Consider the following 21,356-nt stretch of genomic DNA (forward strand, 5'->3'; position numbering starts at 1 on the left):
CAGCCCCAGCGCCTTTCTCAATCAGGCACTCATAGCCCAGTTTCTGCAACTGCACAGCAGAGTCCGGCGTCATCGCGACGCGGTTCTCGCCGCCATATATTTCCTTCGGTGTGCCTATCTTCATACCTTTTGTCCATTGAAAGCTTGTTCCGCCAGACCTATAGATCTGTGATGGAACCAAGAGCCCGTTCGGTCGCAAGTTGAATCGTCTCTGAAAGTGTTGGATGCGCGTGAACCGTCAACGCAATGTCTTTCAATGTTGCGCCCATCTCGATGGCCAGAACGCATTCTGAAAGAAGTTCTCCCGCGTTCTGGCCAACAAGCGTAGCCCCAAGCAGTCTGTGGCTGTTGGGGCAATAGACCAGTTTGGTAAATCCTTCCTCCGAGCCAGAAGCTAGATTGCGACCACTAGCGCTCCAAGGAAAGCCAACGACTTCGTGTGTAATGTCTTGCTCTTTAGCCTGCCCTTGATTCAGCCCTACCCAAGCAAGCTCTGGGTTGGTGTAGGCCACAGATGGAATCAGAGTTGTTTCAAAAGCAACTGCATGACCTGAGGCAACTTCCGCAGCCACATGACCTTGGTAGGTTGCTCGATGAGCCACCATGGGATTGCCAGTTACATCACCGACGGCAAATATTCCTTCGATATTAGTTTGACAGTGTGAGTCAACGACGATGACTCCTTTTTCGTCTGTTGTCACACCCGCAGCATCAGCATTTACTATTCCTCCGGAAGCGCGTCGACCAACGGCCTGAATTGCTGCGTCGACCTTGACATCGCCTGAAAACATTCCTTCACAACTTAGGGTAAGAGCTGTTTTGGTAGCCTTGACCGAAGAAACCTTGGTGCGTGTATGGATTGTGACGCCCTGGCTCTCAAGAGCTTTGTGTAAAACCTTTACAGCCTCAAAATCGACTCCCGGGGCGATTTGTTCCATGAACTCGATTACGACGACTCGAGCGCCAAGCGCGGCATAAACAGTGGCCATTTCTAAGCCGATAATACCGCCTCCAACGATCGCCAAGCGTTTAGGTACCTTGCGCAGTTCCAACGCAGCAGACGAATCCCAGATACGGTTATCCGCTGGCCAACCAGGTAGCTGCACGGGAGCGGACCCTACGGCAATCACCGCCTGTTCAAATGTCCATGAGTCACCGTCGATATCCAAAGTCTTTGGTCCCGTGAACGCTGCTTCGCCCCGTATGATACGAACGTTGCGACGCTCTGCTAGACTGCTCAGACCGGCAGTCAGCTGTGCGACAATGCCATCCTTTCGCGCTCGCAACTTGTCGATATCGACCGAAACATTTCCCGTTGAAATGCCCCATCCATCGCTATGTTGCGCGTCGCGTATCAGTTCAGCGGCGTGTAGAAGAGCCTTTGACGGGATGCAGCCCTCATTTAGGCATACTCCACCCAATGAGGCCCTGGGATCGACCAGAACTACCTCTCGTCCCAGGTCAGCAGCACGAAAGGCACAAGCGTACCCACCGGGGCCAGCGCCCAATACGATGAACTCAGCATGATTATCAGCCATGATATCATCCCTTAGATCGTCATTTGGCGCGGGTCAGATAACAGTCCGCAAAGATGATTCATAAAACGTGCAGCGTCGGCTCCATTAATTACTCGGTGGTCATAGCTGAGATCTAAAGGAACCATCGGTCTGGGAGTGGGTTTTTCACCGTCCCAGACTGTAACCGTTTCAACTCTTGTAATTCCAAGTATTGCAACTTCGGGTGGGTTCACTATCGGTGTAAAGGCTGTTCCTCCAAGACCGCCAAGGTTCGTAATAGTCATCGACGCTCCCCCCATCTCGTTCGGCCCGATTTTTCGCCTCTGGGCACGTGCGGCCAGAGCCGCGATTTCCGAAGCTATCAACCAAAGACCCTTTTGGTCTGCATCACGAACAACCGGCACCATCAGACCATGTTCGGTGTCCACCGCTACCCCAATATGGACGTAGTCCTTAAGGATTAGAGTTTCTGTATCAGCAGCCAGAGAAGCATTGAAACGAGGATAGGCACGTAGTGCATGTGCAAGCGCTTTAACGTGAAATGCCAATGCGGTGAGCTTGACCCCTCGAACCTGTGCTTCCTCCTTCCAGTCTGCGCGCAACGCCTCGATCATGCTAACATCAGCGCGATCATGATGGGTGACTTGCGGAATCATTGCGTTGGAAGCTTCGAGATTGGCAGCTGCCACTTTAGCAAATCGAGTCATTGGTTCGCGGCGAACTGGCCCAAAGGCGGCGTGATCTACGTCCCAATGGGACGTGCCAGTGGATATCTGAGTGATATTTCGAGAAGTGCCTTGAAGATCTTCGCGCGTAATCGTCTCACGGTTAAGAGCGCTGGCCAACTCTTTCAGATCAATACCTTTCTGTAATGCAAGGGCCCTGACTGATGGTGATGCGATGACATCCTTCATGACCGCCCCCTACCAACTTGCCGAAATGTATTGAGTTTCCATAAATTCCAACATGCCTTCGTGGCCGCCTTCACGCCCCAAACCAGACTGTTTGGTGCCACCGAATGGTGCTGCTGGGTCCGAAACTATACCCCGGTTCAGGCCAACCATGCCGTAGTCCAACTTTTCGCAAACCTGCAGGGCGCTTTTCATGTCTTCGGAAAACACATAAGCGACAAGTCCATACTCTGTATTGTTGGCTCGGTTGATTACATCTTCTTCGTCCCGGAAAGTTTGAATTGCGGCTACCGGCCCAAAAATTTCGTCATTTACGCAGGCTGCAGTTTCCGGGACATTTGAAATCACCGTGGGTGGATAGAAAAAACCCTTACCTTCCGGCATTACCCCGCCACATTCTAACCGCCCTCCCTTGGCCACGGCGTCGTCAACAAATGCTGCCACCTTGTTACGTGTATCTGCGTTAACCAAAGGCCCGACATCGACTAAAGGATCTGTGCCGTCACCTACTTTCAACTGCGACATGGCGGCAGCAAGCCTTGTAGTAAAGGCGTCTGAAATGCTCTCGTGTACGTAGATACGATTGGCGGCAGTACAGGCTTCTCCAAGATTACGCATCTTAGCCAGCATCGTTCCTTTTACGGCGGTATCCAGATTAGCGTCGCTAAATACAATCAGTGGGGCGTTGCCCCCGAGTTCCATCGCTGGTTTAAGCACCTGATCCGCCGCTGAATGCAACAATTTCCGACCGACATTTGTAGAGCCCGTAAAAGACACTACGCGAACCCGTGGATCATGTAGCATATGGTCAACCAGGGCACCCGAGTGTTTTGTTGGCAGCACATTGACTAAACCGCGGGGTACTCCCGCTTCTTCCAACAGCGGCATCAAGGCGAGCATAGTAAGGGGAGTTTCTGAAGCGGGCTTAATGATAACGCCGCAGCCCGCCGCCAATGCCGGAGCAATCTTGCGAGTACCCATAGCTGCTGGATAGTTCCATGGTGTTACCAGAACAGCAAGGCCTGCGGGCTTGTGTTGCACCAAAATACGGGCGCCAGAGTTTGGTGCGTGAGTAATCAGACCATCGGCACGTACGGCTTCTTCTGCGAACCAGCGAAAAAACTCGGCTGCGTAGGTGACTTCACCCAAAGCATCTACACATGCCTTGCCGTTTTCCAGCGTAATCAATTGAGCGAACTCTTCTTGGCGCTTGGTGATCAATTTCCACGCCCTGCGGAGAACTTCCGAGCGAGCACGAGGCGTGCGTGCAGCCCAATCTCGCATCGCTATCTCAGCCGCATCAAGCGCGGCATCCGCATCACTATTCTCAGCGGAGGCGACCGAGGCGATCAATTCTTCCGTGGCCGGGTTAACGACCTCGAACCGTTCGCCGGAAGCTCCTTTTTTCCAAGCCCCGTTTATATAGAGGTCGGAAGCCAGATTTCTGTTTGTCTCTTCCATAACGGTCATTTTGGAGTCCTCGTGTCAGAGCAAATGACGCAGGGGTTGATTCAATCTCCCCGCGAATTCTGCAAGTAGTGTCGCCGCATCCCTTGCTGAGAATTGGGAATTGGTACATTCCAAGGTGACCCTAAGGAGGGCACCATTTTGTGACATTGTTAGAACTGGCACCTCTTCTGGACCAAAGTGAACCTTTTTCACCGAGGTGTTCCGCAAGTCTCGTAGACGAAGGTCTGGAGTATCGTCGGACTGGCTGGGGCAATTTACTGTGGCCCCAAGACGGGATGTCGCCTTATACCGGTGGACTTTCCCGAATGTTTCAACTTCGATACATGCTGGATGACCTAGGCTTGCTGCGGCAAAACTAGCCAACAGACTTTTGGGATCAGAGATGCCAGCCATGTCGGCAGCCCAATTTGAAAATTCGATAAATTCGCCGAGAGTGACTTCTGCAACCAAATGCCGTGTCGATTCCGCATTTGCGATATTTGGTTTCTCCAACGGAGCTTTCAATAGATCGATGTCTGCCGCATGATAGGGTTGCGGGTACCCCAAATTGACTAGCTGTGAAAGTTCGAGCCCCTGCTCCAGCACCAGCCGTCGCGCCTTTGGGGATGCCAAAATACGGTCAGCTTCACGCTGCAGATTACCCACAGGTTCTATTGGCAGACTTGTCTTGAATTCCGTTGTAAGTAACTCGGCGGACGTGGCTTCTTTTTCGACCTTCGTCGTCACTTTACTTGAGCGCACATAAGGCACATCAGGCGCATCGGCGGTGACCACAGCGATAACCTGACCGACTTGGACATTATCTCCCACTCCGGCAAGAACGCCCGCTAAAAAGCCATTGTGCCCTGTCGCAACCTCAACTGTGCTCTTGTCTGTTTCCACCTCGAACAAAATATCCTCAGCAGCAACTGCCTCACCGGGCTGTTTGCGCCAACTAACAATAAGACCGGTGTCTTGCGCCATGCCAAGTGCGGGCATGATGATCTCCTGACCGATCGGCGGCTCGCTTTGATCTTCTGCTTTAGCTGGAAATGTGTCTTGCTTCAGCACGGCTACGCTCTCGCTGTGGATTTCGAGCGTCTCAGAAATCGTGGCAATTCGTTCGCCAACTGGAACCGTGGTCCCGGCCTCAACGTGGACTTTAGTCAAGAAGCCTGTCCCTTGCGCCTCGACTTCCATCGTTGCCTTGTCGGTTTCGACCTCGAATAAAATGTCGCCTTCATCCACCGCATCACCAAGGCTCTTGTGCCAAGCCACTAGAACCCCGCTGTCCTGAGCCATACCAAGTGCCGGCATGATGACTTCAAGCGGCATGTATCATCTCCCCAGACATCAGCCTGCGCGCACTTTGGGTAACTCCCAAAGGGGTTGGAACTGTAAAATCCTCCAACGCTGGACTGAAAGGCACTGGAACGTCCATCGCACCCATTCGCAACACTGGCGCGTCTAAATAGTAAAATGCCTTCTCATTGATTCGACTGGCAATTTCGGCGGTAACGCCATAGCTCTGGTGACCTTCGTCTACGACAATCACACGAGAAGTCTTTTTAGCAGATTTCAGTAGAGTTTCTTCATCCAAGGGAACTATAGTACGCGGATCGATGACCTCTGCATCGATGCCGTCCTCGGCCAGTATTTCAGCTGCGGCTTCGCAAACCTGAACCATAGACGACGTACCTATCAGCGTAATATCTCGGCCCTTACGCTTGATATTGGCCTCGCCAAATGGAATTAGAAATTCATCATCGGGAACTAGCGCCTTTTCGTTATACATAAGCTTGTCTTCAAAGATCACGACCGGGTTGTTATCCCGGATAGCAGTCTTCAATAAGCCTTTAGCTTCATAAGCTGATGACGGTAGCGCTACTTTTACGCCGGGGATGTGCGCAACCAGCGCATGCAGAGATTGGCTGTGTTGCGCCGCAGATCTGCGGGTCGCACCTAGATTCGTTCGCAAGACCAAAGGTACATTTAGTTTTCCACCTGACATATAGTGAGTTTTTGCAGCTTGGTTGCAGAGCTGATCCATGACCAAAAAGATAAAATCTCCAAACATCAAATCGACTACAGGCCGTGTGCCGGTTATAGCCGCGCCAACTGCAATCCCCATGAACCCGGGTTCAGAAATAGGCGTATCTACGACGCGTGAGGTGCCAAACTCTTCAACAAGCCCGCTCAAAACTTTAAAAGGCGTGCCCGCTTCAGCGACGTCTTCTCCGATGATAAATACGGATTCGTCGCGTCGCATTTCTTCGGCGAGGGCTTCGTTTACAGCCTGTGACAGAGTGATGTTGCGCATATCTCTTTCCTCAGGCCAGTGCGTGTTCGACGTCTGTGAAAACATGCATATCGACTTCGGACACGTCGGGGAATTTGGCGTTCAGTGCGTATTCTACAGCCGCAGACGCATCGGATTTAACCTCTGCGTTTAAACCATCAATCTCATCTTCAGTTGCTATACCCTCGTTAACGAGCCAGCCCCGAAATTTGATGATTGGGTCGCGATTTTCCTTCCAATCCCGCTCCTCTTTCTTGGAGCGGTAATATTCTCGGTTTATGTCCCCTACATGATGGCCATGGTAGCGATACGTCATTAATTCCATGAAAAAAGGACCCTCGCCCTTCCGAGACCGTTCGACTAGCTTTTCAGTAAGGGCGTTAACCGCCAATACATCTTGGCCGTCTACCTGATGTGCCTCAATTCCAAAGGCCTCAGCACGCGCCAGGATAGAACCGGCGGCGATTTCATCGGTGCGAGTGTACTCCGAATAACCGTTGTTCTCACATGCATATATGACCGGCAAGCTCCAAAGCGACGCCATGTTCATGACCTCGTACATCAACCCTTGTGCGGTCGCTCCATCCCCAAAAAAGCAAACGGTTACATCGTCTTTCCCCAAAAATTTCGAGGTAAGTGCCGAGCCGGTGGCTATACCCATTGATCCGCCTACTATGGCATTCGCACCAAGGTTGCCGTTTGATTGGTCTGCAATGTGCATACTGCCACCCTTACCCCGGCAATATCCCTCTTCTTTGCCCAGAAGTTCACAAAACATTTCCTTAAACTCGGCACCTTTAGCGACGCAATGTCCGTGCCCGCGGTGGGTCGAAGTAATTTTATCGGTTGTACGCAAGGCCTCACATATCCCGACAGCGACGGCTTCTTCACCAGAATACATGTGTGTAAGTCCTGGCATTTTTGCCGCCAGATACAGCTGATTGGCGTTGTCCTCGAACGTACGTATCCGCACCATTTGCGTGTACATTCGTAAGTAATCTTTCGCGTTTGAGGACTTCTTGATGGGACTCATCTGGAACTCTCTTCAAAAAGGCGCCCGACCCCTTTGGGCCGGGCAGTTTCGGGGAGCCTAGTACCGGTTTGCAATAGGCAATTCTTCTGCCGGGAAGAGCGAAATCACCTCACAACCAGTTTCAGTCACAACTACTTCTTCTTCGATCCGGGCTGCAGAGTAGCCATCTGCTGCAGGGCAGTAGGTTTCCAATGCAAAAACCATGCCCGTTTTGATTTCCATCGGGTGATCAAGACTGATAGCTCTGCTAATGATTGGCCGTTCGTGTAAAGCCAGACCCAAACCGTGGCCAAACTGCAAACCGAATGCGGTGTCTTCATTCGGGAATCCAAATTCTTCTGCCTTGGGCCAAACCTCAGCCACCTTGTCAGTTGAAACTCCTGGCTTAATCATTGAGATTGACGCATCAATCCATTCACGCGCTTTAACGTAAGCGTCGTTCTGCGCTGAAGTCGCCTTACCGATGTTAAATGTGCGGTAGTAACACGTTCGATAGCCCTGATAACTCTGCAGTATGTCAAAGAACGCCTGGTCACCCGGACGGAACAGGCGGTCCGTGAAGTTATGGGGGTGTGGATTGCAGCGTTCCCCCGAAATGGCATTGATTGCCTCCACATCATCCGAACCCATTTCGTAAAGCATCTTGTTAGACAAGGCGACAATATCGTTTTCACGCACCCCAGGCTTCAATTCTTCGTAAATCATGTGATAGACGCCATCGACCATCGACGCGGCTTGGGTCAACAACTGGATCTCATCCCAGTTCTTAATCTCTCTTGCCGCAAGCATGATCTGCTGACCATCAATCACATGCAGACCTTCTTCCCTGAGTGCATGGAACATTGCAGTTTCGGCGTAGTCCACACCAACTGGCATATCGGCCATGCCCGCGTCTCGAATTAGTCCCGCGATCTGCTTAGCGTATTTCTTCATTAGGCCGAACTCGGGAGGGATAGTTCCGCGCATGCCTACAACGCCGGCAAGGCAATGATCGGGTTCGAGCCAATCTGAGTACATCTGGTGATGAACTGCCGCGGAACCAAAATCCCAAACATATGGGGAATCGTCGCCCGTTAGCAGGCAAAAGCGGCACATCTTGTCCCGCTCCCACTCGCCAATCTTTGTAGCAGAAACGTAACGAATGTTGTTGACATCAAAAAGAAGCAGGGTGCCCGCAGGAGAGTTTTGCAAAGCCTGACGCGTACGGGCCAACCTGTACCGGCGCAAGCGATCGTGGTCGATCCTCCGCTCAAAATCAACTGAAGTGTGCCCCCACGCTGGCAAGCGATCTCGCCATTCCCAATTGGGCTCAAGATCTTGAGGGGTTAGCATGTTGGGTCTCAGAGCTTGACTCATTTAGCTTTCTCACTTCTACCTTGTGGGCCATGACAAGGGGCTACCGGTCAACTTATTAGACCAGTCGCACACGCCCTTAGACCTCATCGCCCCGTTGAAAACGCACACCATTCCTGACTGCCTAACCGCAATTTTAGCGTTGGCGGGTCTGGCGCACGTATCTGCGTCAGAATTCACCCGCAAAGGGGTCAACTCTCATTCAGACGCCTCCAAACCAGTCGGAACTGGAATTTTCTCGCTAACCAAAGACATGTCTGACATCAGCGCAACAGTTTCCAAGACTGCAGCAAAGTCTTGTTGCAAGTATTCTTCAGGATTATGCTGCACAGATGCCGCGCCAAAATGGGCTTGATAGGCTTCCCGTGTCGCTGCGGTTACAGGCATCGTAACACCCCAATTGCGAGCCGCTTCCAAACCCAAATCCAAATCTTTGCGCATCAACTCCGGAGTAAAAGTTGTCGCCCAATCCAGGTTCACCAGTGCATTAGATTTATACTGCGTAAAAACGGAGCCCATCACGGAGCTATTTATGAATGAGAGAAAAGCATGCCGTGAGATTCCAGCTTTTTCGCAAAGAAGGGTGATCTCTGCTAGGTTTTGCGTCACGACACCAAGGAAGACATTATGAGCAATTTTGCAAACGCGAGAAAGCTCTCCTTCACCGACATAACTGACGCCACGACCTGCGATTTCATCAAGAAGATGCTCAACCTTTTCGAATGCATCTCTCGGCCCTGATGACACTGCACTCAGCTTACCAGCTCGCACACATTTTCCGTTGCCGCTAACGGGGGCAGCAACTAATTGCGCACCACGGGCGCTAAGGCGCTCGCGAAGCTCCGCCGACTGCTCAACACTAATCGAAGAGCAGTCAACGAAAATGGAGGGCGTTTCATCACCGGACAAGACTCCATTTTCCCCAAAATACACTTGGTTAACGTCCTTCCCGGTAGAGACCATTGTAAAGAGGACATCACAAGAACTAAGCGAGCTAGGCGAACCAACCAATGTTGCCCCCATCTCCACGAGCGGCTCAGCCTTTGCCTTGGTGCGATTCCATACGTGAACATCGTGGCCGGCAACCACTAGGCGTTCAGCCATCGGATAACCCATTCGCCCAAAACCAATCCAGCCAATTTTAAGTTTTTTCACCCTAGATACTCCTCTTTCTAGCCTGAGCTCTGACCCGGACTAGCCATCCGCTCTGCGCAAACAAGAATCACCGTAAGCTACGCAATCGTTTGCATGATAGAGATGTCACGACCCCCCAGTCAATACCCTTTAGCAATCGTTTGCACACCTTTTCAACATATGGCAAAGTGGATCAAAGGACAGCCAACGGACCACAAGCAATGAGCAATCGTGTTACTCTAAAAGACATTGCCCGCGAGGCAGGTGTCCATGTTTCAACCGTATCAAGAGCCTTAGACCCCAACTCCAATATTTCATTGACTAACGAAGTCTCCTCACGCGTTCGCAAAGCAGCAAAGAAGCTTGGATATCGCCCAAACCGGTTGGCCGCTGGACTTCGCACGAACCGATCTATGTCTATCGGAGTGATGATTCCAGATATTGCCAACACCATGTTTCCCCCCATTGTAAGGGGCATCGAATCCGTCCTGGAACCCCTTGGATACGCGACAATCGTTGTGAATACAGACAACGATCCAGATCGTGAGCACCGCTTGACTGAAGTTCTCAGGGAGCGTGGCGTTGACGGGATCATCAATGTTGCTGCAATGCGTTCTGACCCAGGATTGTCAAATGTTGTCGATCAGGGAACACCTGTTGTCACACTCAACAGAAGACTGGATCAATCGCCAATTCCATATGTTGTAAGTGACGAAAAATCCGGAATAAATCTAATTTTAAAACATCTTTTTGAACTCGGACATAGATCCGTCGGTCACATCGCCGGACCGAAAGAGTTTTCCACTGGCAACGCCCGTGCGATGGCATACAAAGAAGCCTGTGAACAGCTAGGGTTAGCGGAAAGCTCTACAGTTATTTCTTACGCAAAAAGTTTTGATGAAACAGAGGGGCAGCGGTGCGTATTGGAACTACTGCAGAATTGTCCAACCATAACTGCAATAGTTTGCGCCAACGACCGACTTGCATTCGGTGCCTACCTAGGACTTCAGGCAGAGGGACTGAGCATACCAGAGGATGTTTCTGTAACCGGCTTCAATGATATGCCAATGCTCGACCTAGTGCGCCCAAAAATGACAACAATACGTGTGCAGAAGTTTGAAGCTGGCCGCGCAAGCGCGGAGTTGTTACTCAAGTCCATTCGAGGCGACAACCACGGTGCGGTGGGCACAGTCCTCCCAGTTGAGCTGAAAGTTCGAGATAGTACATCTGAACCACGAGAAACCCCCGATTGACCGTGAAACTGAGCAGCTTGATGCACCAATGAAGCGACACAAAGAAGTTTGTGCAATCGTTTGCATTTTTTTTAGCATTCCGCTAACTTAACCTCAAATCAGAACCGCAAGGTCTTGAAGCAACCAAAACTCGTGACGAGCGAAGCTATACATACAATTAGATGCGGAGACGACATGTTGGAAATCGGGCCACACAATAAAGAGGCGAGCATAAAAAACCTGGGGCTCGTCACCAAAAGAGCAAGGTACAACGCTCGCGAGACCCCCCTACTCGAAACAGCTTTGCAAAGGAACGAGGGCAGACTAAGTCGCAGTGGCGGATTGGTAGTGTCAACCGGTCAGTACACGGGGCGATCCCCAAGTGACAAACACATCGTTGATGAAAAAACCTCGACGCAAAGCATTTGGTGGGAAGGGAACAACAGAATTTCGCCAGAGCATTTTGAAATACTAAAGACCGATCTTTTTGACTACTTAAAGTCTTGCGAGGTTGAGGTTCAGGATCTGGAATGTGGCGCTGATTCAGAGAATTCTGTTTCTGTAAGACTAGTTGCAGAGTTAAGCTGGCACGCGCTTTTTCTTCGCCATCTTTTGCGCCGTCCTGACCTGAGAGAAACTTCAACCTATGTTCCAGATTACACGATTGTAAATGCACCAGGCTTTAAAGCAGACCCCAAACGGCATGGCACCAAATCTGAGACTGTTATCGTCATTAGTTTTGATCAGAAAATTGTCCTAATTGGGGGTACGGAATACGCAGGTGAGAACAAGAAGGCCGCTTTCACCATCATGAACCACATATATCCTGCAGTAGGGATTCTTCCGATGCATTGTTCAGCCACAGACGCAAAGGATGGAGTAAGTGGCTCAGCTATTTTCTTTGGACTTTCCGGGACAGGAAAAACAACACTGTCGTCAGACCCAACAAGGTTACTAATAGGAGACGACGAACACGGGTGGTCAGATTCCGGCGTTTTCAACTTTGAAGGTGGCTGCTATGCAAAGACTATAAAATTATCACGCGAAGCTGAACCTGACATTTGGCATGCCACACATTCTCCGGCGACTGTACTAGAGAATGTGGTAATCGATCCAGAATCCCGCCAACTAGATTTAGACGATAATAAGCACACCGAAAACACTCGCGCGGCTTACCCGTTGAGCATTCTTAATAACACCTCTCCAGATTCAAAGGGTGCAGCGCCCAAAAACATCTTTCTTTTAACTTGCGACGCATATGGGGTTACGCCTCCAGTGTCCCGTCTGACACCTAAACAGGCTCGTACCTTTTTTCTCCTCGGCTTCACTTCCAAAGTTGCCGGAACAGAGCGAGGGGTAGTAGGAGCTACTCCAACCTTCTCGACTTGCTTTGGAGCCCCCTTCCTAACTCGGAATCCGGAGGTCTATGCTGATATGTTTGAGGACAGAGTATCACGGAGCGACGCAAAAGTCTGGCTGATCAATACTGGCTGGACTGGCGGGGGTGCCCAAAATGGCAAACGAATGCCGATAAGAGTGACAAGATTGTTAATCAATGCGGTACTGGACGGCGACTTTGAGGCGGTGAGTTTCCGTCGCGATCCGCTTTGGGGAACAATGGTTCCGGAAACTGGGCCGCGAGGGACGGTACAATACCTCAACCCCCGATCAAATTGGGAGGATAAAGACGAGTATGACAAAGCTTCCGCCGATCTGGCTTCAATGATCTCACAACGCCTTCTTGATCAAGGAATCGAAAACGATCTCATTGGCCAGTTCTGACAATAATGAAACCCGAGAGATTCGGCTAAAGTTCAGTTGCCAAGGAAAATCCAGGGAACAAAAAAAACCCTGCTACAATCAACTTAGGACCCAGACCCTTCAGGGCGATGCGGATATCTCTTCCGCCGAATGGTGCTCGCGTGTCTTGCATCACACATTGTTGATGATCTAATAGGCGATCGATCTGTCGGTCCCAATTTTCAGTATTATCGCAAATCTGTGACACTTGCGTTGAACCAAGAGACCTTCCGTTTTGCATTCCTTCGAATCGAGGTCATAGGTGCTAAACGGAAGCAACTTGGGCCGTAGATCTCAGTATCATCATTTTCGGACGCTTGTCTTCGCGTGGGATTCTCTACACTCAGAATACAGAGTCAAATTATGTGACTATTTCAAGCTAAAAGATCTACAGAATGGCATCTTAGATTGACTGCGCCTGCTAACCAACCTTGATAAGATAAGCCAAAGTGACGACGCCTGCCAAAATGGCAAATCTTTGGGAGCCGCATTCTTGGGCACCCACGTCCTGAAGTAGTGATGCGACCCAGGAGATAGCGGTGGAGTTTTAGTTTTTCGTGTCGCCCGTGCCACGCGTGATTTCCGAACGCAGCGCGGTAAACGGGCAACCTTGCCCTTTTCTTTTACGTGCGCAAGGGAAAGATGGGTCCTAATGTGTTTCGCGCGCGCTGCGCGCCTGCTACTGTCGGTCGTGGCGTTCTCCACCGGCCCCAAAGCGCGGTCAACTGCTCGACCAATTGCATTCGTTACATGTTCGTCCTTGCCGGAATATGGCGATAGAAACCGCCATGGGTTATTCTTGCCTTTTGCATGATTTCAGACACGCTTGTTTCAGCAATTCCCTGATCAAGAAACAACTCTGCCGCAACATAAATGATTTTTTCATGGGAATTCCGTTTCTCGGCCTTCGATTTCTTGGGCATCGGCAAACCTTGCACATGGGGTTGACAGTTAAGATGAGAGGCATCATCAATGAATTTAGATTACAATTATCATCTAAAGGTTCATGATGCCCTCTTCGCCCAAGATCCTTGTCACCTCTGCCGCGGGGCGCGTTGGACGTGATACTGTGAAACAACTGCTGCAAGACGGCCATGAAGTGCGCGCCTTCGTGCATCGTCAGGACTGGAGATCTGATGAGCTAGAGGCCATGGGAGCCGAGGTTGTTCTTGGAAACCTATTTGACTTTAACGACCTAGCCAATGCTATGACAGAGGTCCGTCAGGCGTTTCACATTCCTCCATTTGCACCGCATCTGTTGCACAACACGATGTTGGTTTGCCTCGCCGCCCAAAAGGCGGGGCTTGAAGCTCTAGTGTTGCTTTCTGGTTGGAATCCAAGTCCAGAACACCCGTCAATGCTCACCCGAGAACATTGGATCGCCAACAATATTGCGCGATGGATGCCTGATGTCAGTGTTATTCACCTGAATCCCGGCATCTTTGCTTTCACCTATCTGTTGACGGTGCCTATTACACGCAAGCTGGGTGTGCTGCCGCTACCCTTTGGAAGCGGTGCGAATGCCCCAGTTTCCGAAAGAGATATCGCACGTTGCGCTGCCGCTTTGCTGTCAAACCCTTCCGCTTTTGCCGGTACAACGTGGCGGCCCACAGGTCCCGCACTTCTGACACCGTCAGATGTGGCCGATATTCTCTGCGATGTGTTCGACCGTCGAGTCAAATACCAACCGATTTCATTCAAGATGTTTTCCAAGGCGGCACGCGCCATGGGGTTTTCGGATTTCGATTCCTACAATCTGCGCCACTATGCCAAGGAAATCGCTGAGGGTGCCTTTGCCATCGGCGCGCCGACCAATCATGTCATGCAGCTGACAGGCGCCCCGGCCGAAAGCTTTCGCGACACAGCCGCGCGATACGCCGCCGATGTGAAACGCCTGGCCCCGAATGTCCACGATACCTCAACCCTTGGGGCGATGGGTTTCATGGTGAAAATGCTTCTGACACCTGCACCCAATTTCCGCGATCTGGCGGCTTTCGAAGGCCACGCCCGGCTCTCGGCGCCGCATCTTGGACACCAGAATCCAGATTGGCAGGCTGCCGCAAAGAACGAGAGGCTGCTCCTTCTGGACCGTGCCAACCCTATGCCTGATCAGCCCGGCCATGTCACCTGAACCAGCAAACTATTTCCAACCCCAAGGAGACATTAAATGTCAGCAAACCCGCTTCTGATCGAACGTAACCGGGCGTTCGCCGATGACTTTACCCAGCACGACATGCCTGCGCTGCCGAAACTGGGAACGATGGTCCTCACGTGTATCGATGCTCGGGTTGATCCCGCGCATGTACTGGGGCTGGAGCTCGGGGACGCCGTGGTTTTTCGCAACAACGGCGGACGGGTGACCACCGCCTTTATCGACGAGGTGGCCGCGCTTGCACTGCTAGTGGCCAAAATGACAGAGATGCCAGAAGCAAAGTTTGATATCGTGTTGATGCAACACACGAAATGTGGCGCCGAATTCTTTAGCAACCCGGATCTTGCCAGCACCCTGAAGGACAAAATCGGTGTGGATGTATCCGCCAATGCAATTACAGATCAGAAGTCTGACTTGAAGGGCGATATCGACCGCCTCAAGGCTGCAACAAAGTTGTCTGGCACTCTGAGTGTCTCAGCGGTGCTGTATGACGTGGAGACAGGCCTGATTGAGGAGATCGCGCCAAGCCGGACACTTTCAGACCTTCGCAACCACGTTTGAAATGCGGCGCTGGGATGCTGAATTTCTATGAATTCTACGTATCTGCCTTTGCAGTGGCACTACCGGTTCTCTCGGTGGCCGTCGGCATGATCGGGGCCATGCGCAGCGACCTCTCTGCTAACAAGATCGGTATTTTCCTTGTGATTGCTGGGATGCTCTTTGGAGTGTGGTACGCTTGGGCTTTGCCTCTTTCACTGGGAGGGACATTCAATGTCCCCGCAACTTTTGGTGACCCACCAGTTGTGCTGATGTTTCTCTTTGGTGCATCGGCCCTGATCTGGGTCATGGCCTGGTGGACGCCGCTTGGCCGCCAGATTTCCGAGGCAACGCCGCTAAGCGCCATCGCCGCCTTCCAGATCCCACGCGTGATGGGCGGGCTTTTCCTAATCGGTTGGTGGACGGGTGACATCCCGGCGATGTTCGCCTTTCCTGCCGGCCTGGGCGACATCTGGGCCGGAATTGCAAGCTGGAAAGCAAGCCGCGCATTGCAACAGTCAGCGCCGAATGCACATCGGCTACTGGCGCGAGCAATCGCCATCGGCATTGCCGATTTCATCCTTGCAGTTCTGCTTGGCATCGTAACCTCGGAGGGGTTCGCGCATCTGTTCCACCATAACGCGCCGAATATCATTAACGACCACCCACTGGCGTTCTTCCCGGCCTACTTTGTCCCGATCTTCCTAGGTTTTCACTTCATCGCCATCGCGCGCCTTCTGCAGGAGCGCAGGGCAGAAAGCTGCCGACATGCCAAAGTTTGAACCCGATCTGACGCTTTACCCGTTTCGTTCCAATTGGGCGACCCTCGCGGATGGATCGCACATTCATTATGTTGACGAGGGACACGGGCCGGTTCTCCTTCTGCTGCATGGCAATCCCGCCTGGTCCTTTCTCTACCGCAACATCATTCTCAATCTTCGCGGACAATTTCGCTGCATTGCCCCTGATCTCCCTGGGTTTGGATTGTCGCAAGCTCCAGCAGGCTACGGATTCACAGCATCCGAGCAGGCACAAGCCATCGTTCAATTCGTCGATCTCCTTGGCCTTAAAGACATCGGCGTGATGATGCAGGACTGGGGTGGTCCGATCGGCTTTTTTCTGGCGCAGACCAGACCGGAAATTGTTGAACGGCTGATCATTGGCAACACTTTTGCATGGCCGTTCACACGCATCGGGCCGCGTGTATTTTCTGCCATCATCGGTGGTATGCCGGGCCGTGTCAGCGCTGCGCTGTTCAACGGTATTGTTCGATTATTTTTCACCCGAGGCGTCGTCACCCGTTTGGCTGATGAGGTTTGGCAAATGTACCTCGCTCCATTCCGCCGACGACAAGACAGGCGGCCGACACATGTTTTCCCAAAGCAGCTTACAGCTGCAAACGAGTTCTTGAGTGAAATCGAGCGACGCCTCCCGGAGATCGCAGACAAACGGGCGCTCATCCTGTGGGGTGACAACGACTTTGCATTTAGAGAATTCGAACGCAATCGCTTCAGGGCCATTTTTTCACACCATGTAGAGCGAGCGTTGCCTCAAGCAGGGCATTTCATTCAGGAGGACGCGCCTGACGATATATCTGAGGCAGTACGAGAGTGGTATCGTCCGGCTGTGCCGCAAACTTTAGGTATGGATTGACGAGGCTCTGTTGCAAAGCTTTGGCTGTTGACGCACTTAGCTTATGAGTGTGAATGGCTTTCGATCCCAATTAGTCGAAAGTCGGCTCGTGATCTCGTTCAAAGGCACCCAATATCCGAAGGATGTTATCCTCTTCGCAGTGTTCTTCTAAGACCGATACGGTGTGTCGAACAGTGATCTAGAAGAAATCATGGTCGAGCGTGAGCTCGCGGTAGATCACACGACGCTAAGGCGCTGGGTGACAAAATACGCCAGCGAAATTGCCAACGTAGCGCGTAGGCGTAAGGGACCGTGTGTCCGCTCCTAGCGGATGGACCAGACCTACATCAAGGTGAAGGGCGCGTGGGTTTAGCTCTACCGAGCGGTCAAAAAACAAGGCAATCCGCTCAATTTATGCTTTTAAACGGTCGGACCACATGAGCGATATTCGTTAGAGTTGTACCGAATCGCGCAAAGGGGTACGATTTTCCCATTCATATTTGTATGTTTTAGGAATTAGTACCATGTCGCTTTTTTGGGGCCTATTCCTCCTTTTGTTGCGGAATATCTCTTTTTTGTTGGTAACGTGTTTGGTTTTTGGATCATCCGCGCTGGCACAGATTGTTTATACGGATCAGGGACCGGATTGGACACCAGCGCACCGCACGGACTTTTATTCCCGCGATCAAGGATCGCGAATAATGCCACTGGCTTGGATGCGCGCATTAAGACAACCTAATGGAACCGGGTTTCTTGACGGTGCGCTTGCTCGCTATGGTTATCTGAATAACCCGGATGGACCAGAACAAGACGTGCCGGTAGGATTCACCATTGCCGATTTTCAAGGTGAACCGTCGATTGGCATGACGTGCGCCGCGTGTCACACGCGACAAGTCAACGTCAACGGAACCCCCTTTCGGATCGATGGCGGACCGGGAATGGTGGATTTCCAAGCCTTCTTGTCAGATCTTGGAACTGCCGTCGGCAATGTTCTGGAAAGTGATGCTGCATTTGATGAGTTTTCCAAACGCGTCGGTGGAACCAACATTTCTGACATCGACAAGCGTGAGCTGAAATTGGCGGTCGATCTCTGGCATCTGCGGTTCGACACTTTGATCGACCGTTCATTGCCCAATACGCCTTGGGGACCGGGACGTTTGGATGCGGTTTCCATGATCTTCAATCGGTTGACGGGGCTCGATATCGGGGAGCCCCCAACATACCTCATACCGGAGAATATTTATCCAGCGGATGCGCCAACCCGATATCCATTTCTGTGGAACGCGGCGCGACAAGATCAGACGCAATGGCCTGGTTTTGCCGATAACGGCAATGACCTTCTTGGACTGGCACGCAATCTGGGCGAAGTCTACGGCGTTTTCGGCGTGTTGCATCCTTCGAAGAACGCTGGGTTTGCCATCCTCAATCGGGACTATCTCGGAAACAACTCGGCAAATTTCGAAGGCTTGCAGGATTTGGAGGATCTCATCTGGAAAATAGGCCCGCCACAATGGCCTTGGCAACTCGACCAAGCACTCATTGAGGAGGGTCAAGGTATCTTTGAACGCCCATCCGGTGCTGGAGGCTGTATTGAATGTCACGGGATTAGACCTGGAAAAAACAGGTGGACGATACGTGGGACCTGGGCCACGCCGGTTCAGGACGTCGGCACTGACAACCGCCAATGTCAGATTCTCGAGCGCAAGGTTGTGACGGGGGTTATGGAAGGTGCGAAAGTTCCATTCCTGACGGATCCAGTGTTGCTTGAGGACACGTCCTTCAACGTCCTCGCGACGGCGGTCGTTGGTACAATTTTTCAAAGAATCACCAGCCTCGGTCGAGCTGAAGACATCAGCATGTCCGGTGGAGAGGTCAAAGTCCTGCCTCCTGAGCTTGAGCAATTGAAAGGTGCATTCCGCAACATTGAAACAACAGTACCTGGGGTGGCCGCCGCGACAAACACCTCTGGTTGCGCCTATGAAGCGCGTGTGCTCGAAGGAATTTGGGCTTCTGCGCCTTATTTGCACAACGGATCTGTTCCAACCCTAGAAGCATTGTTGCTGCCAGTGTCTGAGCGCCCGGCCTCATTCAAGCTCGGACCAGATTACGACATCCAAGCGGTCGGCCTTGCGGTTGAGCAGTCCGAGTTCGACCACACATTGGAAACAACTGATTGCTCGGACGTGAGTTCAGGCAACAGCCGCTGTGGTCACGAGTACGGGAGCGGCCTGTCAGCGGAAGAACGCAGGGCTCTATTGGAATACCTAAAGTCGCTCTGACACTTACGGTTCGAGGCGCGAGATTTTCAATGTGCTGCCCGAGAACCCGATTTCATCGGGATCACCAAGGTTTTTGATACTCAGTGATAATGGAGGACAAGATGTTTAAATTAGTAGTTGCGACAGCAATTTCCACCTGTGTGACAGCTAATCTGGTCAGTGCTCAAGTCAATACAAACAAGGAAAACACAAGCCTTCCATCCATTTCGACTCAAAACACGATCCGCCAGCTTACCCCCAAAGAGTCTGTCACCGTCGACGGTCAGAAGACAGAGATTCAGCATTCGGATATTCGCGATCAGAACCTTCTGCAGTATAGCGTAACGGCCGATCAGATACCGGATCAGATCCAGAAAGGATTAAATCTGTCGGACGATCAACAGGTTGAAATTCCCTTCGCTGCACCAAACACCGTACTTCTGCAATTCGAAACCGATGTCAGCGATGCGGATGTCGAGGCGTTTCTTGAAGAGAGACAACTTGAGGTTGTGCGCACCTTTCCCAAAATCGGTGCGATCCAGGCAACTGGAGATCTCAGTGAGTATTTTCAACCGGACCTGAATGACAATAGTGCAAATGACGCTCTGATCCGCGGTATGGTCACGGCGATTGAGGACTTTCAGGCCGATCCACGAATCCGCAGTGCTACGCCCGACCTAGTATTACGTGATCAGTCCGGCGATCCACCTGCAGAGATTCAGATCACCAACTTATTGACTCCCAGCGATATCGTTTTGTCGGATCCGGCAGCATCCATGGAAACCATCGATTGGGGTATTACGGATATTCAAGCTGACCAGTTATGGACGCTGCCCGGAGCCAATGACGGTGTGCTCCTAGGGGTTATGGACGTTGGTTTCACACGGCACGAAGATCTCGTCTTTTTAGGGTTCCTTCCTGAGACCGCCGTGGACGACCACGGAAATCACGTGGCGGCCATTGGCTGCGGCCAACACGGCAATGGAGTGGGTATCAAAGGTGTTCTACCCAATTGCTTTGTTCGTGCACGGTCAGGGGATGTGTTCTTCAACAGTGTCGAAGGCGGCCAAGTCCTGAACTTCATGGTCTTGTTTAGCCAGATTCTTGCGACACTTGAAACCTTTGTCGATACGCAGGATGACGTGCACACATTCAACGTCAGCCTTGGGTATAACTGGCGTAGTAATTTTGGGATCAATCCTGATTTGCCGGAATCCGCCCAATGGCGCACCTTGGTTGCTTCACAAGGTACTTTTCTTGTTCCCCTGCTTGAACTGGCACAACAGAACAACCGCGTGATATTCTCCGCCGCCGGCAACGACAGCTTTGATCTTGCCACACCTATCGAAGCAAAATTCGCAAGCCCATTCAATTGGGCAGCCGTCACCGCGCGAGAGCAGGGTCTGGCGAACAACGGCGTGATTGTGGAAGCTCATGATCAAAATGGAGATCGGGCTGCGTTTTCCAATACAGGCGGGCATATTTCATGTCCCGGTGTAAATATTTTCAGTGCGGTTGCACACGATCCTAATGGATCTATTTCGCACAATGCCTATGGCACGATGAGCGGGACATCCATGGCTTCACCTTATTGTGCTTCCGGGCAATTGCTTTTTTCCCTGGTTAGGCCGGGGTATTCCGGAATTGAAGCAATAGACTGCATGGTTCAATCATCTACGAATTCTAGTTCGGGCGTTCCAATGTTGCGACTTCTGGATGCGCTGAACGCCTGTCCGGCGAGACCCTAATTGCCAATTGTGACGACAATTGCAAAGACGCCTTGGTGCGTACGCGATGCTGAAGGCAAGAATTGCTCTTGACTGTGCAGTTGATGGTAGCCTGTGTTAGGCTTCATAGCTAAGTCGCATTGGACCAATACAATCAAGATGTTCAAGGCGTTAAATTCAAACCTGTGTAAATAGGTTTGCCAATTTCGAGCCGTTCACTCCAGTTCAGAAATGGATCAATAAAAATATTGAATATTACTCAACTAGGAGAGTAAAAATCATTGCGGCTTCTCAAAGGTTGTGTGAATCTGTCCAAAGACCC

The 21,356-nt window shown here is 51.5% G+C and carries 18 protein-coding genes and 1 pseudogene; 9 read left to right on the forward strand and 10 right to left on the reverse strand.

Annotated features, from left to right (window positions below):
* From GOX21_RS16485 to GOX21_RS16525, 9 genes are all read right to left on the reverse strand, one after another.
* The coding region (locus tag GOX21_RS16485) for a hypothetical protein (RefSeq protein WP_170485409.1) at nt 1-124 on the reverse strand (124 nt) is incomplete at its 3' end.
* Between the two features lie 34 nt (nt 125-158).
* Entirely contained in the window at nt 159-1,538 is a 1,380-nt protein-coding gene (gene lpdA / locus GOX21_RS16490; RefSeq protein ID WP_170378623.1) for a dihydrolipoyl dehydrogenase, read from the reverse strand.
* 11 nt (nt 1,539-1,549) lie between these two features.
* Entirely contained in the window at nt 1,550-2,431 is an 882-nt protein-coding gene (locus tag GOX21_RS16495; RefSeq protein ID WP_170378625.1) for a 2-oxo acid dehydrogenase subunit E2, read from the reverse strand.
* 9 nt (nt 2,432-2,440) lie between these two features.
* Nucleotides 2,441-3,898, reverse strand: coding sequence for an NAD-dependent succinate-semialdehyde dehydrogenase (locus GOX21_RS16500; RefSeq protein WP_254428583.1), 1,458 nt, complete (start codon nt 3,896-3,898; stop codon nt 2,441-2,443).
* Between the two features lie 15 nt (nt 3,899-3,913).
* Nucleotides 3,914-5,212: a biotin/lipoyl-containing protein gene (locus tag GOX21_RS16505; RefSeq protein ID WP_170378627.1), complete on the reverse strand. Its 1,299-nt coding sequence runs from the start codon at nt 5,210-5,212 to the stop codon at nt 3,914-3,916.
* Nucleotides 5,202-6,197 carry an alpha-ketoacid dehydrogenase subunit beta gene (locus GOX21_RS16510; protein ID WP_170378629.1) on the reverse strand — a complete coding sequence of 332 codons (996 nt, stop codon included), beginning with the start codon at nt 6,195-6,197 and terminating at the stop codon, nt 5,202-5,204. The genes GOX21_RS16505 and GOX21_RS16510 overlap by 11 nt, the downstream gene beginning before the upstream one ends.
* Nucleotides 6,198-6,207: 10 nt before the next feature.
* Nucleotides 6,208-7,209 carry a thiamine pyrophosphate-dependent dehydrogenase E1 component subunit alpha gene (locus GOX21_RS16515; RefSeq protein WP_170378630.1) on the reverse strand — a complete coding sequence of 334 codons (1,002 nt, stop codon included), beginning with the start codon at nt 7,207-7,209 and terminating at the stop codon, nt 6,208-6,210.
* A 57-nt stretch (nt 7,210-7,266) separates the two neighbouring features.
* Nucleotides 7,267-8,565 (reverse strand): M24 family metallopeptidase, encoded by a 1,299-nt coding sequence (locus tag GOX21_RS16520; protein ID WP_170378632.1) that lies wholly within the window; start codon nt 8,563-8,565, stop codon nt 7,267-7,269.
* Nucleotides 8,566-8,760: 195 nt separating this feature from the next.
* A complete protein-coding gene (locus tag GOX21_RS16525; protein ID WP_368040031.1) occupies nt 8,761-9,717 on the reverse strand; it encodes an NAD(P)-dependent oxidoreductase in 957 nt (318 codons plus the stop codon).
* A gap of 200 nt (nt 9,718-9,917) precedes the next feature.
* Here GOX21_RS16525 and GOX21_RS16530 point away from each other — a divergent pair, with 200 nt between their 5' ends.
* Both GOX21_RS16530 and GOX21_RS16535 read left to right on the forward strand, forming a co-directional pair.
* The gene (locus GOX21_RS16530) at nt 9,918-10,949 is read left to right on the forward strand and encodes a LacI family DNA-binding transcriptional regulator (protein WP_170378635.1); all 1,032 of its coding nucleotides are present in this window, start codon (nt 9,918-9,920) and stop codon (nt 10,947-10,949) included.
* A 174-nt stretch (nt 10,950-11,123) separates the two neighbouring features.
* Complete coding sequence (locus tag GOX21_RS16535; RefSeq protein WP_170378637.1) at nt 11,124-12,710, forward strand: phosphoenolpyruvate carboxykinase (ATP); 1,587 nt, start codon at nt 11,124-11,126, stop codon at nt 12,708-12,710.
* A 764-nt stretch (nt 12,711-13,474) separates the two neighbouring features.
* On the opposite strand, the gene GOX21_RS16540 is transcribed toward GOX21_RS16535, so the two are convergent.
* Nucleotides 13,475-13,651: a TetR/AcrR family transcriptional regulator gene (locus GOX21_RS16540; RefSeq protein ID WP_170378639.1), complete on the reverse strand. Its 177-nt coding sequence runs from the start codon at nt 13,649-13,651 to the stop codon at nt 13,475-13,477.
* Nucleotides 13,652-13,737: 86 nt separating this feature from the next.
* Here GOX21_RS16540 and GOX21_RS16545 point away from each other — a divergent pair, with 86 nt between their 5' ends.
* The 7 genes and pseudogenes from GOX21_RS16545 (at nt 13,738) to GOX21_RS16570 (ending at nt 21,055) form a co-directional block, all read left to right on the forward strand.
* Nucleotides 13,738-14,859, forward strand: coding sequence for an NmrA family NAD(P)-binding protein (locus GOX21_RS16545; protein WP_302476819.1), 1,122 nt, complete (start codon nt 13,738-13,740; stop codon nt 14,857-14,859).
* 36 nt (nt 14,860-14,895) lie between these two features.
* A complete protein-coding gene (locus tag GOX21_RS16550) occupies nt 14,896-15,441 on the forward strand; it encodes a carbonic anhydrase (RefSeq protein ID WP_170378643.1) in 546 nt (181 codons plus the stop codon).
* 14 nt (nt 15,442-15,455) lie between these two features.
* Nucleotides 15,456-16,199 (forward strand): hypothetical protein, encoded by a 744-nt coding sequence (locus GOX21_RS16555; protein ID WP_170378645.1) that lies wholly within the window; start codon nt 15,456-15,458, stop codon nt 16,197-16,199.
* Entirely contained in the window at nt 16,186-17,070 is an 885-nt protein-coding gene (locus GOX21_RS16560; protein WP_170378647.1) for an alpha/beta fold hydrolase, read from the forward strand. Before GOX21_RS16555 ends, GOX21_RS16560 begins: the two co-directional genes overlap by 14 nt.
* Before the next feature lie 43 nt (nt 17,071-17,113).
* A pseudogene (locus tag GOX21_RS21545) lies at nt 17,114-17,419 on the forward strand (IS6 family transposase); the annotation flags it as partial.
* Nucleotides 17,420-17,573: 154 nt separating this feature from the next.
* On the forward strand, nt 17,574-19,328 hold the full coding sequence (locus tag GOX21_RS16565; protein WP_254428584.1) for a di-heme-cytochrome C peroxidase: 1,755 nt from the start codon (nt 17,574-17,576) through the stop codon (nt 19,326-19,328).
* Between the two features lie 101 nt (nt 19,329-19,429).
* On the forward strand, nt 19,430-21,055 hold the full coding sequence (locus GOX21_RS16570) for a S8 family peptidase (RefSeq protein ID WP_170378649.1): 1,626 nt from the start codon (nt 19,430-19,432) through the stop codon (nt 21,053-21,055).
* Nucleotides 21,056-21,356: the final 301 nt, after the last annotated feature.

This window comes from Ruegeria atlantica (assembly GCF_013032005.1).
GTDB classification, from domain to species: domain Bacteria; phylum Pseudomonadota; class Alphaproteobacteria; order Rhodobacterales; family Rhodobacteraceae; genus Ruegeria; species Ruegeria atlantica_A.